11 protein-coding genes are annotated in these 16,031 nt (G+C 72.2%); 3 read left to right on the forward strand and 8 right to left on the reverse strand.

Annotated elements, in window-relative coordinates:
• The 5 genes from ACOV8S_RS03080 to ACOV8S_RS03100 form a co-directional block, all read right to left on the reverse strand.
• Positions 1–1,783, reverse strand: a 1,783-nt coding sequence (locus tag ACOV8S_RS03080; RefSeq protein WP_448315966.1) for a hybrid sensor histidine kinase/response regulator, incomplete at its 3' end; no start/stop codon positions are given.
• Positions 1,780–3,027, reverse strand: coding sequence for an ATP-binding SpoIIE family protein phosphatase (locus ACOV8S_RS03085; RefSeq protein WP_448315967.1), 1,248 nt, complete (start codon positions 3,025–3,027; stop codon positions 1,780–1,782). The genes ACOV8S_RS03080 and ACOV8S_RS03085, both read right to left, overlap by 4 nt.
• Positions 3,015–3,440: an anti-sigma regulatory factor gene (locus ACOV8S_RS03090; protein WP_448315968.1), complete on the reverse strand. Its 426-nt coding sequence runs from the start codon at positions 3,438–3,440 to the stop codon at positions 3,015–3,017. Before ACOV8S_RS03090 ends, ACOV8S_RS03085 begins: the two co-directional genes overlap by 13 nt.
• A complete protein-coding gene (locus ACOV8S_RS03095; RefSeq protein ID WP_448315969.1) occupies positions 3,437–3,814 on the reverse strand; it encodes an STAS domain-containing protein in 378 nt (125 codons plus the stop codon). The genes ACOV8S_RS03090 and ACOV8S_RS03095 overlap by 4 nt, the downstream gene beginning before the upstream one ends.
• Positions 3,811–4,653, reverse strand: coding sequence for an STAS domain-containing protein (locus ACOV8S_RS03100; protein WP_448315970.1), 843 nt, complete (start codon positions 4,651–4,653; stop codon positions 3,811–3,813). The genes ACOV8S_RS03095 and ACOV8S_RS03100 overlap by 4 nt, the downstream gene beginning before the upstream one ends.
• A 478-nt stretch (positions 4,654–5,131) precedes the next feature.
• Here ACOV8S_RS03100 and ACOV8S_RS03105 point away from each other — a divergent pair, with 478 nt between their 5' ends.
• Together ACOV8S_RS03105 and ACOV8S_RS03110 are read left to right on the forward strand one after the other, a co-directional pair.
• Positions 5,132–9,727 (forward strand): HAMP domain-containing protein, encoded by a 4,596-nt coding sequence (locus ACOV8S_RS03105; RefSeq protein WP_448315971.1) that lies wholly within the window; start codon positions 5,132–5,134, stop codon positions 9,725–9,727.
• A gap of 98 nt (positions 9,728–9,825) precedes the next feature.
• Positions 9,826–12,321 carry a SpoIIE family protein phosphatase gene (locus ACOV8S_RS03110; RefSeq protein WP_448315972.1) on the forward strand — a complete coding sequence of 832 codons (2,496 nt, stop codon included), beginning with the start codon at positions 9,826–9,828 and terminating at the stop codon, positions 12,319–12,321.
• A gap of 57 nt (positions 12,322–12,378) precedes the next feature.
• On the opposite strand, the gene ACOV8S_RS03115 is transcribed toward ACOV8S_RS03110, so the two are convergent.
• The 3 genes from ACOV8S_RS03115 to ACOV8S_RS03125 form a co-directional block, all read right to left on the reverse strand.
• Positions 12,379–12,741 carry a hypothetical protein gene (locus tag ACOV8S_RS03115; RefSeq protein WP_448315973.1) on the reverse strand — a complete coding sequence of 121 codons (363 nt, stop codon included), beginning with the start codon at positions 12,739–12,741 and terminating at the stop codon, positions 12,379–12,381.
• Positions 12,738–14,453, reverse strand: a complete 1,716-nt coding sequence (gene ctaD, locus ACOV8S_RS03120; RefSeq protein WP_448315974.1) for an aa3-type cytochrome oxidase subunit I — start codon at positions 14,451–14,453, stop codon at positions 12,738–12,740. Before ctaD ends, ACOV8S_RS03115 begins: the two co-directional genes overlap by 4 nt.
• 309 nt (positions 14,454–14,762) lie before the next feature.
• Positions 14,763–15,419 carry a pentapeptide repeat-containing protein gene (locus ACOV8S_RS03125; RefSeq protein WP_448315975.1) on the reverse strand — a complete coding sequence of 219 codons (657 nt, stop codon included), beginning with the start codon at positions 15,417–15,419 and terminating at the stop codon, positions 14,763–14,765.
• 122 nt (positions 15,420–15,541) lie between these two features.
• Here ACOV8S_RS03125 and ACOV8S_RS03130 point away from each other — a divergent pair.
• The coding region (locus ACOV8S_RS03130) for a hemerythrin domain-containing protein (RefSeq protein ID WP_448315976.1) at positions 15,542–16,031 on the forward strand (490 nt) is incomplete at its 3' end.

Genomic DNA, 16,031 nt, shown 5'->3' on the forward strand with positions numbered 1-16,031 from the left:
CCCCCCGCTCCGCCCGGTCCCCCCGCGCCACGTGCTCGGCGAAGGCCGCCGTGAGCTGCGCCAGTGACAGCGACGACTTGTCCAGCACCGTCCGGGCGTGCCGCAGCCGCTCATGGTCCAGGCTCTCACGCCGCGCCGAGGTGACCACGACGACCGGGATGCCGTGCAGCTCCGGGTCGGCGGCGAGCTCGGCCAGCACCGTGTAGCCGTCCATGTCGGGCATGTGCAGGTCCAGCAGGACGGCGTCCGGCCGCTCCTCGCGCACCACCGCGCCGGCCCGGCCGCCCCGGTCCACCTCGACGACCCGCTCCGCCAGCTGCTCCAGCAGCGGCCGGACGGCGGCGCGGAAGACGTCGTCGTCGTCCGCCGTCACCAGGACCGTCAGCAGCGGACCGGCCTCGGCCCCGCGTTCCGCCCCGGAGGCGGCGGGCCGCACGGGCAGCCGCACGGTGACCCGGGTGCCCTGCCCCGGGGCGCTGGTCAGGGCGAGGGTGCCGCCCAGCAGCTCGGCCAGCCGGCGCGCGTACGGCAGGCCCAGACCGGTGCCGGAACGGCCCCGCTGGTGCGGCCCGCGCACCTGGTAGAACTCCTCGAAGATCTGCTGCTGCTCCGCCTCGGGTATACCCACGCCGGTGTCGGTGACGGTGAACACCACGAAGCCGTCCCGCTCGCCGTCCCGCTCCCCGTCGTCGGTGGCGACGTCGAGCCGCACCGTGCCGGACTCGGTGAACTTCAGCGCGTTGGAGAGCAGGTTGCGCAGGATCCGGGTGAGCATCACCTCGTCGCTGACCACGGTCAGCTCCGGCTCCGCCACGACCAGCTCGGCGTCGCCGTGCCGCGCGTACCCGCGCAGCACGCCCCGCAGCTGGCCGAGCAGCGCCCGCAGGTCGACCGGCCCCCAGTTCGGCTCGAGCCGGCCCGACTCCGCCTTGGCCACGTCCAGCAGCTCGTCGACGAGCGCGAGCAGCGTGGCGCCCGAGGCGGCGATCAGGGAGACCTGCCGGTGCTGCTCCTCGTCGAGGCGCTCCGCGTCGAACTCCAGCAGCATCCGCGCCAGACCCACCACGGCGTTGACCGGGGTGCGCAGCTCGTGGCTGACGTTGGCCCAGAACCGGGTCTTCGCCTCGCTCGCCTCCCGCAGCTGGTGCGACTTCTCCTCCAGCTCGGCGTAGAGCGCGACGACGCCCCGGTTGGTCTCCTCCAGCTCCTCGGAGAGCTCCGAGTACAGGGCCATCACCCCGCGGTTGGTCTCCTCCAGCTCGGCGTTGAGCCGGCGCAGCTCCTCGCGCTGGGCCCGCGACTCCTCCAGCGCCGCTATCAGGTCGACGGTCTGCGCCCGCGCGTCCTCGACGGCGGTCGCCCCCTTGTGGGTCTGCAGGGCCGCACGGGTGCGCTCGACGAGATCGGGCGACGGGGTGTCCCCGCCCAGCGGCTGTTCGATCACCAGGCTCCGATCCACGGCGGTGTGCTCCAGTGCCACCAGCCGGGAGGCCGCCCGCAGCGCCTCCCGGCCGGGGCCCGGTCCGTCCTTCCACTGCAGCGTGCACCGCAGGTGCGGGCGGGACCGGCCGACCAGGGCGAAGGAGACCGTCAGGTCGCAGGACCCGATCAGGTCACGGCCCAGCTCGCTGAGCGCGGTCGCCAGCCGGATCTGGTCCTGCGGCTCCACGCCGAGCGACTCGGCCGCCGTCTTGCCGCTGCGGCGCAGCACGAACACGTCCTGCTCGGTGGTGAGGGACAGCGAGACCAGCGGAACCGCCCCGAAGGACGCGGGCGTGCTCACCACGGCCCCTTGGCCACCACGACGCCGGCGTCGTCGCGGCGGACGCCCGCCTCGCGCAGCAGCTGTGCGGCCGCCACCAGGGGGGTCTGGTCGAGGAAGCCGGGCATGTCCGAGGCCTGCCAGCGCTCGGTGAGGCCGTCGGAGTGCATCACCACGGCGCCCTTCGGCGGGAGGTCCAGCCGCACGGTGCGCAGGGTCGGCATCTGGTGGCCCACGATGCCCGGCGCGGAGAGCAGGGAACGCCGCGTCTCGGTCGTCGGGTCGACGACGAAGGTGCTGATGTTGCCCACGCCGCAGAAGAACACGCTGCGGGTCGCGGGCTCGATCCGCACCACGGCGATCGCCCCGCCGCGGCTGCCGCGCAGCGCCTTGTGGACGTCGCGGAGCACGCCGTCGGGCTGCTCCGAGGAGGAGTTGCGGAACGCGGTGACCGCGGCCTGCGAGGCGCGCTTGGCGAGCGGACCGTGGCCGAGGCCGTCGCAGCACATGACCAGGAGGGCCCGCTCGCCGTCCGGGGCGACGGCACGCGTCGCCCGTGGGGCCCGCAGCGGGGTGACGTCCGCGGGCGGGGGCCGCAGACCGGTGAGCTCGGCCCAGCCGAGCTGCCGGGCCGCGGGCTCCGCGGCGGCCCGGCCGGCCGCCTCCGCGTCGACGGCGGCCCCGGAGGCGGCCGGCAGGGACGCCGCCGCGCGGCCCTCGTCCGGCACGCCGACCAGGCGCGCGGCCCAGGCGTCGCCGCACACGTCCTCGCCGTTGATCGCCCGGGTCAGGCCCTCGACCAGCGGCCCGTCGGACTCCGCCGTGCGGCGGTCCGCCGTCTTCGGCCAGAACCTGGCCGTCAGCACCGTCCCGCGCCCCGGCAGCGAGTGCAGCCGGAAGGTGTCCGCGAGGCGCGATATCGCGCCCAGGCCGATGCCGAGGGTGCCGGCGGTGGAGGTGCCGTCGGTGAGGGACTTGGCGACGTCGGCCATGCCCGGACCGGCGTCGGTGGTGACGAACTCCACGCCCGCCTCGTGCGGGGTGCGCACGACGCGCAGCAGGAGCGCGCCGTCGACGGCGTGCCGGCGCAGGTTGGTCGCGGCCTCGCTCACCGCGAGGGCGACCTCGGCGCACCGCTGTTCGTCGAAGCCGATGCGCCGGGCCAGCGTCACCGCGGCGATCCTGGCCGCGGCGGGGAAGGACTCCTGGTCACGAAGCCAGGTGATGTCCTCCGCGTCCAGGATCTCCCCGCTCAGCGGGCCCATTTGGTTACCGCGACCCGGGTGCCGCCGCCGACCTCGGTGTCCAGCGTGAACTCGTCGACCAGACGGCGTGCGCCGCTGAGACCGAGACCCAGACCTCCGCCGGAGGTCCAGCCGTCGGTCAGTGCCTGGTCTATGTCGGGGATGCCCGGACCGGAGTCGTCGAAGATCGCCTTCACGCCGGTCCGGCCGTCACGCCGGACCAGCCCGATGCGCAGGACCCCGCCGCCGCCGTAGACGAGCGTGTTGCGCGCCAGCTCGCTCGCCGCGGTGACCAGCTTGGTCTGGTCGACCAGCGACAGCTTGCAGCGCTGGGCGAGGGTACGCACCAGCTGGCGGGCCCGCACGACGTCGTCGTTCGAGTCGATCGGCAAGGTCTCTTCGTCGGCGTCGAGCTCGGGCAGCGGGGCCTTCATGGCTGCGCCGGACGGTGGTCGCCCGGCCGGGCCAGCATCGCGAGGCCCTTCTCCAGCGAGAGGGCGGTCCGCACGCCGCCGAGCGACAGGCCCAGTTCGACCAGGGTGATCGCGACGGCGGGTCTCATCCCGACGACGACGGTCTCCGCGTCGAGCATGCGGGAGATGGCGGCCGTGGTGGCGAGCATGCGGCCGACGAACGAGTCGACGATCTCGACCGCCGTGATGTCGATCACCACGCCGCGGGCGCCGGATTCCACGATCCGGCCGGCGAGGTCCTCCTGGAGGTCCAGGACGATCTGGTCCTCCAGGTCCACCTGGATGGACACCAGGAGGACGTCGCCGATCTTCAGTACGGGTACGCGCTCGGTCACGCCTGGCCGCCGCTGGTGAGGTCGCCGCCGCGGCGGGCGAGCGCGTGCTTGAGGGCGTCGGCCAGCGACGCCTTGGTGACGATGTCGCCGAACTGGATGCCCAGGGCCACGATCGTCTGCGCGATCTGCGGGCGGATGCCCGAGATGATGCATTCGGCGCCCATCAGCCGGGCCGCCACCACGGTCTTCAGCAGGTGCTGGGCGACCTCGGTGTCCACCGCCGGGACACCGGTGATGTCGATGATCGCCTGGTCCGCGTCGGCGTCGACCAGGGCCTGGAGCAGCTTCTCCATCACCACCTGGGTGCGGGCCGAGTCGAGGGTGCCGACCAGCGGGACCGCGACCACGCCCTCCCACAGCTTCACCACCGGCGTGGAGAGCTCCATCAGCTGCTCGGACTGGGCGCTGATGATCTCCTCGCGGGTCTTGGCGTAGACCTCGAGCGTGAAGAGCGCGAGGGCGTCGGCCAGCCTGCCGAGCTGGAGGTACGCGTGGATGTCCTCGGCCGAGGCGCCCACGGTCGGGGCCAGCACGTCCTTGAGGGAGAGCACGCTGGTCGCCGTCTCGGTGGGGGTGAACCCCTGCCGGGCGCGGCTGCGCGACAGCTCGGCGAGCAGCGCCCGCACCTCCGCGTAGGCGTCGCCCTGCCAGTCGAACGCGCCGTCGCGAAGACCGGCCACCAGCGCCGTGTACAGCTCGTTGAGCTCGCGCTCGAGTTCCGCCAGCGAGATCCGGCCGCGCAGCGTGCGCGAGACGGCCTCTACCCATGCCGAGGCGAGCTGGTCGTCCTTCGCCGTCAGCAGTTCGACCAGTCTGTTCGACTCTTCTTGCCCTGCCACCGCTGTGCTCCTTCGATACGTGCCCTGATGACCAGCGGGTTCACGAGCCCACCGGCCGTCGTCCGCCCGGGCGGACAGCGTGGCCGAGGGGCCGCGCGGGGCGCGCGGGGACTAGGACGACGGAAATCATCTGGCTTCCGATACCCCAGCATGCCTGACACATACCTGCGAAGTTTTCGCGAGGGTTCGGTGACGCCCGACGAGGGCCGCCGGGCGTCGGGCGGCCCGGGACCTGTGGCCCGCGCCGCCGCCGGGCCGTACGGTGGACCGGGACGAAGGAGCCGGGACGGCCGGAAATCGTGCCCCGCGGGCTCCGGAGGGCGGGGGCGTTTTCACTTCCTTCACAAGGTGAAGTAGCCTCCCAACTCGTCGTTCGACGGGGGCCGAATCCCGTGAGCATGATGCGGAGAACTCCGGGTATACGTGGAGTTCGCCGTGCGGCCTTCCGTCATGGCACCAACACGGAAAGAGGTCGGGCGTGGCTGAGGCGGCGGCGGTCGAAGGTACGCGTGGCGCACCGCGGTCGCGGTCCTCGCGAGGGGGCGCGAAGGCCGGAGCCGGCAAGATCGGCGAGGCGGAGCTGCGTCAGCTCCTGGCGGGTCTCACCGCGGTACGCGACGGAGACTTCGGCACACGGCTCTCCGACGAGGAGGACGGACTTCTCGGCGAGATCGCCACCGTCTTCAACGGCATGGTCGACCAGCTCTCCCTGTTCACCTCCGAGGTGACCCGCGTCGCCCGCGAGGTCGGCACGGAGGGCACCCTGGGCGGTCAGGCCGAGGTCCCCGGCGTCTCCGGCACCTGGGCGGACCTCACCGACTCGGTGAACGCCATGGCGGGCAATCTCACCACCCAGGTCCGCGACATCGCCCAGGTGGCGACCGCGGTCGCCAAGGGCGACCTGTCGCAGAAGGTCGACGTCGACGCCCGGGGCGAGATCCTGGAGCTGAAGAACACCGTCAACACGATGGTCGACCAGCTCTCCTCCTTCGCCGACGAGGTCACCCGCGTCGCCCGCGAGGTGGGCAGCGAGGGCCGTCTCGGCGGCCAGGCCGAGGTCCCCGGCGTCGGCGGCGTGTGGCGTGACCTGACCGACTCCGTGAACTTCATGGCCGGCAACTTGACCGACCAGGTCCGCAACATCGCCCAGGTGACCACCGCGGTCGCCAAGGGCGACCTGTCGCAGAAGATCACCGTCGACGCCCGGGGCGAGATCCTCGAGCTGAAGAACACCATCAACACGATGGTCGACCAGCTCTCCTCCTTCGCCGACGAGGTCACGCGTATGGCGCGCGAGGTGGGCACCGAGGGCATCCTCGGCGGCCAGGCTGACGTCAAGGGCGTCTCCGGCACCTGGCGCGACCTGACCGACTCCGTGAACTTCATGGCCGGCAACCTGACGGCCCAGGTGCGCTCCATCGCGCAGGTGGCCACCGCGGTCGCCAAGGGCGACCTGTCGCAGAAGATCACCGTCACCGCGCGCGGCGAGATCCTGGAGCTGAAGAACACCATCAACACGATGGTCGACCAGCTCTCCGCGTTCTCCTACGAGGTGACCCGTGTCGCCCGCGAGGTGGGCACCGAGGGCCGGCTGGGAGGCCAGGCGGACGTCAAGGGCGTCTCCGGCACCTGGAAGGACCTCACCGAGTCGGTCAACGTCATGGCCGACAACCTCACCGCCCAGGTGCGGTCCATCGCCGAGGTCACCACCGCGGTGGCCCAGGGCGACCTGACGCAGAAGATCCGGGTGGACGCCCGGGGCGAGATCCTCGAGCTGAAGGAGACCATCAACACGATGGTCGACCAGCTCTCCGGCTTCGCCGACGAGGTGACCCGCGTGGCCCGTGAGGTGGGCACCGAGGGCAACCTGGGCGGCCAGGCCACCGTGCGCGGCGTCTCCGGCACCTGGAAGGACCTCACCGACAACGTCAACGTGATGGCCTCCAACCTGACCGGTCAGGTGCGTTCCATCGCGCAGGTGGCCACCGCGGTCGCCAAGGGCGACCTGTCGCAGAAGATCACCGTCGAGGCCAAGGGCGAGGTCGCCGCACTGGCCGGTGTGATCAACACCATGGTCGACACCCTCTCCGCCTTCGCCGACGAGGTCACCCGCGTGGCCCGCGAGGTGGGCACCGAGGGTCAGCTCGGTGGCCAGGCCCGGGTGCCCAACGTGGCGGGCACCTGGAAGGACCTGACCGACAACGTCAACTCCATGGCGAACAACCTGACCAACCAGGTGCGCAACATCGCCCTGGTGACCACAGCCGTGGCCAAGGGCGACCTGTCCAAGAAGATCGACGTCGACGCCCGCGGCGAGATCCTCGAGCTCAAGACCACCATCAACACGATGGTCGACCAGCTCTCCTCCTTCGCCGCCGAGGTCACCCGCGTCGCCCGCGAGGTCGGCAGCGAGGGCCGCCTGGGCGGCCAGGCCGAGGTCGAGGGCGTCTCCGGCACCTGGAAGCGCCTCACCGAGAACGTGAACGAACTGGCCGGGAACCTCACCCGCCAGGTGCGCGCCATCGCCGAGGTCGCCAGCGCCGTGGCCGAGGGCGACCTGACCCGCTCCATCACGGTCGACGCCTCCGGAGAGGTCGCCGAGCTCAAGGACAACATCAACTCCATGGTGGAGTCCCTGCGCGAGACCACCCGGGCCAACCTGGAACAGGACTGGCTGAAGTCCAACCTGGCGAAGTTCTCGTCGCTGATGCAGGGGCACCGCGACCTCGCCGTCGTCGCCGAGCTCGTCATGGACGAGCTCACCCCGCTGGTCTCCGCCCAGTACGGCGCCTTCTACCTGGCCGAGGAGCACGAGGGGAACACCGAGCTGAGCCTCGTCGGCTCCTACGGGCGCCCCATCGAGTTCGAGGGCCACTCCCGCTACCGGCTCGGCGAGTCGCTGGTGGGACAGGCCGCGCGCAGCCGCCGCACCATCGTCGTCCAGGAGGTCCCCGAGGGCTACGTGGCCATCTCCTCCGGGCTCGGCGAGGCCGCCCCGGGCAGCCTGGTGGTGCTGCCGATCGTGGTGGAGGAGCAGGTGCTCGGCGTCATAGAGCTGGGTTCCTTCTCGCCGTTCAAGCAGGTCCACCAGGCCTTCCTGGAACAGCTGATGGAGACGCTCGGCGTCAACGTCAACACCATCGTCGCCAACGCCCGTACCGACGAGCTGCTCGACGAGTCGCAGCGGCTCACCGCCGAACTCCAGGCCCGCTCCGCCGAGCTGCAGGTCCAGCAGGACGAACTGCAGCGCTCCAACGCCGAGCTGGAGGAGAAGGCCGCGCTGCTGGCCGCGCAGAACCGCGACATCGAGACCAAGAACCTCGAGATCGAGCAGGCACGCCAGGAGCTCGAGGCCCGCGCCCAGCAGCTGGCCCTCGCGTCGAAGTACAAGTCGGAGTTCCTGGCCAACATGAGCCACGAGCTGCGCACCCCGCTCAACAGCCTGCTGATCCTGGCCCAGTTGCTCGCGCAGAACCCCACGCGCAACCTGACCCCCAAGCAGGTCGAGTACGCGGGCATCATCCACTCGGCCGGCTCCGACCTGCTGCAGCTGATCAACGACATCCTCGACCTGTCCAAGGTCGAGGCGGGCAAGATGGACATCAACCCCGAGCAGGTGCCGCTGCGTCAGCTGGTCGAGTACGTCGAGGCCACCTTCCGGCCGATGACGACCCAGAAGAACCTCGAATTCACCGTCTCCACCGCGCCCGGCATCCCCGAGCACCTGCTCACCGACGACTCCCGGCTGCGGCAGGTGCTGCGCAACCTGCTCTCCAACGCGGTCAAGTTCACCGAGCACGGCAGCGTCGAGCTGCGCATCGAGACGGCCGAGACCGCGGACGTGCCGCCGTTCGTGCACCGCGGCGGACCGGTGATCGCCTTCCAGGTGAAGGACACCGGCATCGGCATCGCCGAGCAGCACCTCGAGGCGATCTTCGGCGCGTTCCAGCAGGCCGACGGCACCACCAGCCGCAAGTACGGCGGCACCGGCCTGGGCCTGTCCATCAGCCGGGAGATCGCCCACCTGCTGGGCGGCGCCGTCACCGCCCGCTCCTCGGTCGGCAAGGGCAGTACCTTCACGCTGTACCTCCCGGTCTCCCGGGGGGACTGGGAGAACGCGCTCGGCGGCTTGCCCACGCCGGCCGCGATCACCGCCGCCGACGACCACGCGAGCGTGATCACCCAGGACGTCCGTCCGGTGTCCGACGCCCGGCCCCGGCGACGCCTGCTGGTGGTCGAGGAGCGCAGCCGCGGGCTGCTCTCCCTGGTCGCCGAGAGCGCCGTCAGCGACCTCGCGGGCAACTCCGGCCTTGGCAAGCCGGCCGGCGACATAGAGGTGATCACCGCGGTGGGCGCCCAGGAGGCCGCCGAGAGCCTGGCCGCCGGCCCGTTCCACTGCGTCGTGCTCGAGATCGACATGCCGCAGGACGAGGCCATCCGCTTCCTGCAGGCGATGGACGGTGACACCGCGCTGTCCACGGTGCCGGTGCTCGCCCACAACAGCCGCCGCCTGGACGTCGCGCAGGAGCAGCAGCTGCAGTTCCTCGCCCGGATGCGCCCGCTGGAGCTGATCTCCAGCCTGGACGAGCTGCGCGAGCGGATCACCCTGCACCTGTCGGCGGAGGAGCCCGGCGACGTGCTGCCCCTGGTGCGCCAGGAGGAGAACCGGCGGCCCGCCGAACGGACCGTGGCCGGCAGCCTGGCCGGCCGGACCGTGCTGGTCGTGGACGACGACGCCCGCAACCTGTACGCGCTCAGCGGCATCCTGGAGCTCCAGGGCATCGAGGTGCTGCACGCGGAGAACGGCCGCAAGGGCATCGAGTCGCTGCACACCCACCCGGAGATCGATCTCATCCTGATGGATGTGATGATGCCGGAGATGGACGGGTACACGGCCACCAGCGCGATCCGCCAGGATCCGCGCTACACGGACCTGCCGATCATCGCCGTGACCGCCAAGGCCATGCCCGGTGACCGGGAGAAGTCGCTGGCCTCCGGGGCCAGCGACTACGTCACCAAGCCCGTGGACGCCAACGACCTGATCGCCTGCATCGAGCGCTGGTTGTCCGAATGACAGGGATGCGGGGCGCCGCGCGCCCCGCACCGTCCGCCCACGACCAGGAGACCCGCACCCGCCCGCCGTCCACCGCCGACCGAGGAGTCAGCACTACCGTGAGCACTCCCGAGAACCCCGCGCACCCCGCGCGGGCGGACGAACCCGTCGCCGGGGAGGGATCGCGCGTACCCGCTGCCAGGACGGGACACGACATGGAGCACATCGCCGGTCCGGACGCCGAGGGCGCGGGCATGGGCCGGCTCGCCGCCACGGTGGCGCGGCTGAGGGACGAGATCCGCGCCGCGCAGGCCGCGGCCGACGGCCGGGCGCTGATCGAGCTCGCCAAGGGCGTGCTGATCGAGCGGCTCGGCTGCGGGCCGACCGCGGCGGGCCGCCAGCTGGCGACCCTGGCCGAGGAGTCGGGCCTCACCCAGCTGGAGCTGGCGGCGGACATCGTCAACCAGGCGGCCCGCGACCACGTCACCGAGGTGGCCGCCGACTTCGTCCGCCGCGCCACCGGCCAGGAGGGCGAGGACGCCGAGGACGACACCGACGTCCCGGAGACCGAGGACGCCGCCGCGGTCGCGGTCCGGCTGCGCACCGCCGAGAGCGGCGCCGCGGCCGCCGGGGACACCCAGGCCGTCGCCGAGTCGCTGCTGGAGCACGCGCTGACCCCGCTGGGAGCCACCGCGGTGGCCGTCTGGGCGGCCGGCGCCGACGCCTCGCTCTCCCTGGTCGGCCACGCGGGCTTCCCGGCGGACGAGGCCGGCCGGTGGCGCTACGTCCCGCCGGGCGTCTGCACGCTGGCCCGGCAGGCGCTGACGGACCGGGGCACCGTGTGCGCCGAGAAGCAGCCCTCCTCCGCCCTGCCGTCGATCGGCTGGTCCCACAACCCGCGCGGCGGGCGCATCGCCGTCCCCGCCGGCACCGGCGGCCGGGTCCACGGCATCCTGGAGATCTGCTGGCCCGAGCCGCTCGAGCCGCAGCCCCCGCAGATCATGCGGCAGGTCGAGGCGCTGGCCGAGCTGTGCGCCCACACCCTGGAGGGCGGCCCGGGCGCCGTGGCCACCCCGGCGCCCGACACCTGGCAGCTGCCGCAGGACCTGACCGAGCTGGTCGACCTCGCCGAGGGTCTCTACGACCCGGCGCTGGTCCTCACCCCGCACCTGTGGCCGGACGGACGGCTCGCCGACTTCCGCATCCACCACGTCAACAGCCGGTTCACCGACCCGGCGGGCCGGCCGCGCAACGCGGTCGGCGGCACCCTGCTGCTCGAGTCGTACCCGCTCGCCATGGGGGAGAGCGGCCTCTTCGAGAAGATCGAGCGGGTCTACGCGACCGGCGAGGCGTTCCGCTCCCGCCGGGTCACCCTGACCACGCTGGTCGACCAGGTGCCGCTCGACACCACCGTCGACGTCAGCGTCAGCCGGCACGGCAACAGCGTGCTGCTGATCTGGCGGATCGAGGACGACACCGCCCGGCTGGCCAACCTGCTGCAGCACGCCCAGCGCCTGGGCCGGATCGGCGGCTTCGAGGAGAACGTCCTCACCGGCGAGATCGTCTGGAACGACCAGCTCTTCGACCTCTACGGCCTGCCGCAGACCCACCGCCCGGTGCCGCTGGAGGAGATGGCGGCGCACGCGCACCCCGACGACGCCGTCTCCATCGGGCGCTTCGTCCGCGCCGTGCTGCACCACCGCAGGCCCGCCTCGGCGGCCTTCCGCCTGCAGCGGCCGGACGGCATCACCCGGCACATCCGGGTGGTCGCCGAGCCCGTCCTCGACGAGGACAACCGGCTGCGTTCGATCCGCGGCGCCTACCAGGACATCTCGGCGCAGCACTGGACCGAGGTGGCGCTGGCCGCCACCCGCGACCAGCTCGCCCACACCGAGCAGCAGGCCGCCGAACGCAACCGGCTCACCCTGCAGCTCCAGCACGCGATCATGCCGCCCAGCCACTCCGGCATGGACAGCCCCGGCCTGCAGGTCGCGGTCCGCTACCGGCCGGCCGAGTCGGAGTCGATGGTCGGCGGCGACTGGTACGACGTGGTGGTGCTGCCCTCCAAGCAGGTCATGCTGTGCGTCGGCGACGTCGCCGGACACGGCATCGAGGCCGCCACCAGCATGGTCGTGCTGCGCAACGCGATGCGCGGCCTCGCGGTCACCGGCGCCGGACCGGGGCAGCTGCTGGCCTGGCTGAACATCGTCGCGCACTACCTCACCGAGCACGTCACGGCGACCGCCGTCTGCGGCCTCTACGACCCGGAGACCCACACGCTGCGCTGGGCACGCGCCGGGCACCTCCCGCCGGTGCTGATCCGCGGCGAGCAGGCCGCCCCGCTGCAGCCGGCCGGCGGCATCCTCCTGGGCGCCCTCTCCGAGGCCACCTACGAGGAGGCGGAGATGCAGCTCGACGTCGGCGACACGCTGCTGATGTACACCGACGGTCTGGTCGAGCGTCGCGACGAGTCGGTGCACGACTCCCTGACCCGGCTGCTGTCCAACGTCCGCAAGCCCAACCTCAACCTGGAACAGCGGCTGGACGGACTGCTCACCCACAGCAAGTCCGACACCGACGACGACACCTGCATCATCGGCATCCGCGTCGTCTGACCGCCGGCCTCCGCGTCGTCCGGCCGCGGGGCCCCCGGGCAGGGGCCCCCGCGGCGGTCAGCGGGCCGCCGTCGACAGCAGCGCGGTGAGCCCCGCCGCGCAGGCCACGGCGGCGCAGGCGGCCCCGGCGTGGCGGCGCAGCAGGGTGCGCCGCAGGGCCTCGTAGCGGGTCTCGTACTCCTCGCGCAGCTGCTCGGCCCGCTCGGCGGTGTCCAGCAGCAGACGGCGGGTCAGGCCGATCCGCAGCAGCACGTACTGCCGTGCCACCTCCTCCGCCTGCGCCCCGGTCAGCCAGGGCAGGCGGGCGCACAGCGTCCCGGCCTCCCGGCGCGCGCTCTCGCGGTGGGCGTGGGCGATCAGGTAGCCCTCCATCTCGACGGCCGGCGAGACCTCGCCGCCGCCCTGCTGCCCGGCGCTCACGTCCTCGACCCCCGGTGGCTCTCGGCGTCCAGGACGTCCCTCTTGCCGTCGTTCTCCTCCTCGTCGAACCCGGCCAGGTCCGGGTGGTGCAGGTCGAACGCCGGCGACTCGGAACGGATCCGGGGCAGGCTCTCGAAGTTGTGGCGCGGCGGCGGGCAGGAGGTCGCCCACTCCAGGGAGCGGCCGAAGCCCCACGGGTCGTCCGCCGTGATCGGGCGCCCGTACTTCGCCGTCCTCCACACGTTGTAGAGGAACGGCAGCGTCGACAGGCCGAGCAGGAACGCGGCGATGGAGGACACCGTGTTGAGGGCGGTGAAGCCGTCGGCGGCCAGGTAGTCGGCGTAGCGGCGGGGCATGCCCTCGGCGCCCAGCCAGTGCTGCACCAGGAAGGTGCCGTGGAAGCCGGCGAACAGCGTCCAGAAGTGCACCTTCTCCAGCCGCTGGTCCAGCATCCTGCCGGTCATCTTCGGCCACCAGAAGCTGAAGCCGCCGAACATCGCGAACACGATCGTGCCGAAGAGGACGTAGTGGAAGTGGGCGACCACGAAGTAGCTGTCGGTGACGTGCCAGTCCAGCGGCGGCGAGCCCAGGACCACGCCGGTCAGCCCGCCGAACAGGAAGGTGACCAGGAAGCCCACCGCCCACAGCATCGGGGGCTCGAACGACAGGGAGCCCTTCCACATGGTGCCGATCCAGTTGAAGAACTTCACCCCGGTGGGCACCGCGATCAGGAAGGTCATGAAGGAGAAGAAGGGCAGCAGCACGGCGCCGGTGGCGAACATGTGGTGCGCCCACACCGCGGCCGACAGGCCGGTGATGGCGATGGTCGCCCCGACCAGGCCCATGTAGCCGAAGATCGGCTTGCGGGAGAAGACCGGGATGATCTCGCTGATCACGCCGAAGAACGGCAGCGCCAGGATGTAGACCTCGGGGTGGCCGAAGAACCAGAACAGGTGCTGCCACAGCACCGCCCCGCCGTTCTCCGGGGCGAAGACGTGGGTGCCGAACGTGCGGTCCGCCTCCAGCACGAACAGGGAGGCGGCCAGCACCGGGAAGGCCAGCAGCACCAGCACCGAGGTCAGCAGCACGTTCCAGGTGAAGATCGGCATCCGGAACATGGTCATGCCGGGGGCGCGCAGGCACAGGATCGTGGTGATGAAGTTGACCGCGCCCAGGATGGTGCCGAAGCCGGACAGCGCGAGGCCCATGATCCACAGGTCGCCGCCGAGGTACCCGGTGTGCCGGATACCGCTGAGCGGGGTGTACGCAGTCCAGCCGAAGTCGGCGGCGCCCTGCGGGGTGAGGAAGCCGCTGAGCACGATCAGGCTGCCGAACAGGAACAGCCAGAAGGAGAAGGCGTTCAGCCGGGGGAAGGCGACGTCGGGAGAGCCGATCTGCAGCGGCATGATCGCGTTGGCGAAGCCGGCGAAGGTGGGCGTCGCGAAGAGCAGCAGCATCATCGTGCCGTGCATGGTGAACGACTGGTTGTACTGCTCGGTGGAGATCAACTGCATCCCCGGGCGGGCCAGTTCGGCCCGGATCAGCAGTGCCAGCAGGCCGGCGAGCAGGAAGAAGACGAACGAGGTGACCAGGTAGAGGTGCCCGATCTTCTTGTGGTCGGTCGTCGACAGCCAGGAGACCACCACGCGGCCCGCCGTGCGGCGGCCCGCCACGGGTACCGGAGCGACAGGTTCTTCGGTGTGGGACGCCATCGGTCTCCTCGGTCGGTGGCGCACGGCGCGCTCGACGCGCGGGACGCCTGGCACGGGCGGGCGGGGCCCGGTGACGCCGAGGACGTCGTCGCCCCGCGGTGGTGGCCGCGGCGTCACCGGTCCAGCGGAAGATAGCCGCGCCGACGGGGCCCCGCCGGGCGCCGGTGCCGGGCCCCGGGGCCGAACGGCGGCGTGAACCACCCGTGAGGGTGAGGGACCGGACACCCGGCCGCCGGCCCGGCCGCGGGCCCGGGACGGCGTCGGCGCCGTCGTCGCGCCGCGGGGCCCGCCGCAGGGGCCGCAGAGGGTTCAGCGGGCGGCGACCGTGACGCCCAGGGCCTGGGCGAAGGCGGGTGCGAGGTCGAGGAGTTGACCCTGGTCGATGGTCGCGCCGCGCAGCGCCTCCACCCCGTCGGCGATGCCCAGCGACGCCGCGCCCCGCAGGTCCACCCCGTCGAGCCGGGCCCCGCGCAGCCGGACGCCGTCGAGCACGGTGCCGGGGAAGGACACGTCCTTCAGCGTCGCCTCGCCGAAGTCCACGTCGCGCAGCAGGCAGTCCTCGAAGCGGACCTCCCGCAGCGCCGCGGAACGCCAGTTGACCGAGTCCAGCTTGCAGTGCGAGAACGTCACCCGGCGCAGCGTCGCGCCGAACACCTGCACCCCGGCCAGCATCCCGGAGAGCACCGAGGCGTCCATCCACGAGGACTCGGCCAGGTCGGTGCCCACCCAGCGCACCGTGTGGCACCACACGTCGTTGAACCGCGCCCGCCGCATCCGCCCGCCCTCGAACGCCACCGAGGTGAAGGCGCACTCGACGAACCGCGCGCCGCCCGCCCGGGGCTCCTGGAACTGCCGGTCATCGGCGTGCACGGTGTCGTAGGTCCCCTCCGTCTCCAGCTCCCCGCGCAACGGCTCCAGATGGCGCGCGTAGGGCAGATCGGCGAGCTCACGGGGGACGGCCGGCACAGGGCACCTCGCAGGGTTGTGGGGGAGCGGGACCGACTCTACCGCCGGCGGGATTGGCCGGCCCGTTCCTGGTCACTCGCAGGGCACGACCGTCCGACCCCCTCCCCAGGTGAGGCGCCCGCATGACCGAACAGTCCGCCCCGACCACCGCGCCGCAGTCCGTCGCGGACCTCGACACCGCCGAACTCGGCGGCGAGAGCAGCATCTTGGCGCGCCAGCGCCGCGACCACGACGAACTCGAGCGGATGATGAGCGCCTACGAGGCGGCGGACCCCGACGGACCGCAGCGGCCGGAGCTCTGGAGGGACATCGTCCAGCTGGTCTTCAGCCACGCCTTCGCCGAGGAGACCGTGCTGTGGCCGCTGCTGCGGCGGGTGTCCGAGGACGGCGAGGCGCTGACCGCGGTGGTCGAGGAGGAACACCAGGCCGTCAACGAGCTGGTCGCCCGGGTCGAGGAGGCGGATGCGGCCGATGCCCGCCGCGAGGAGTGGATCGCCGAGGCCTTCGCCCTGATCCGCCAGGACATCCGCGACGAGGAGGACGAGCTGCTGCCGCTGCTGCGGGCCGCCCTCGACGACCGGCGGCTGCGCCAGGTCGGCGCGTCCTGGGAGG

It is taken from the genome of Streptomyces sp. CO7 (genome assembly GCF_053474865.1).

Coding starts and splice junctions, on each gene's coding strand:
- ACOV8S_RS03085 (WP_448315967.1), bottom strand. CDS start 3,027: ATGGGCCCGCTGAGCGGGGAGATCCTGGACGCGGAGGACATCACCTGG.
- ACOV8S_RS03090 (WP_448315968.1), bottom strand. CDS start 3,440: ATGAAGGCCCCGCTGCCCGAGCTCGACGCCGACGAAGAGACCTTGCCG.
- ctaD (WP_448315974.1), bottom strand. CDS start 14,453: ATGGCGTCCCACACCGAAGAACCTGTCGCTCCGGTACCCGTGGCGGGC.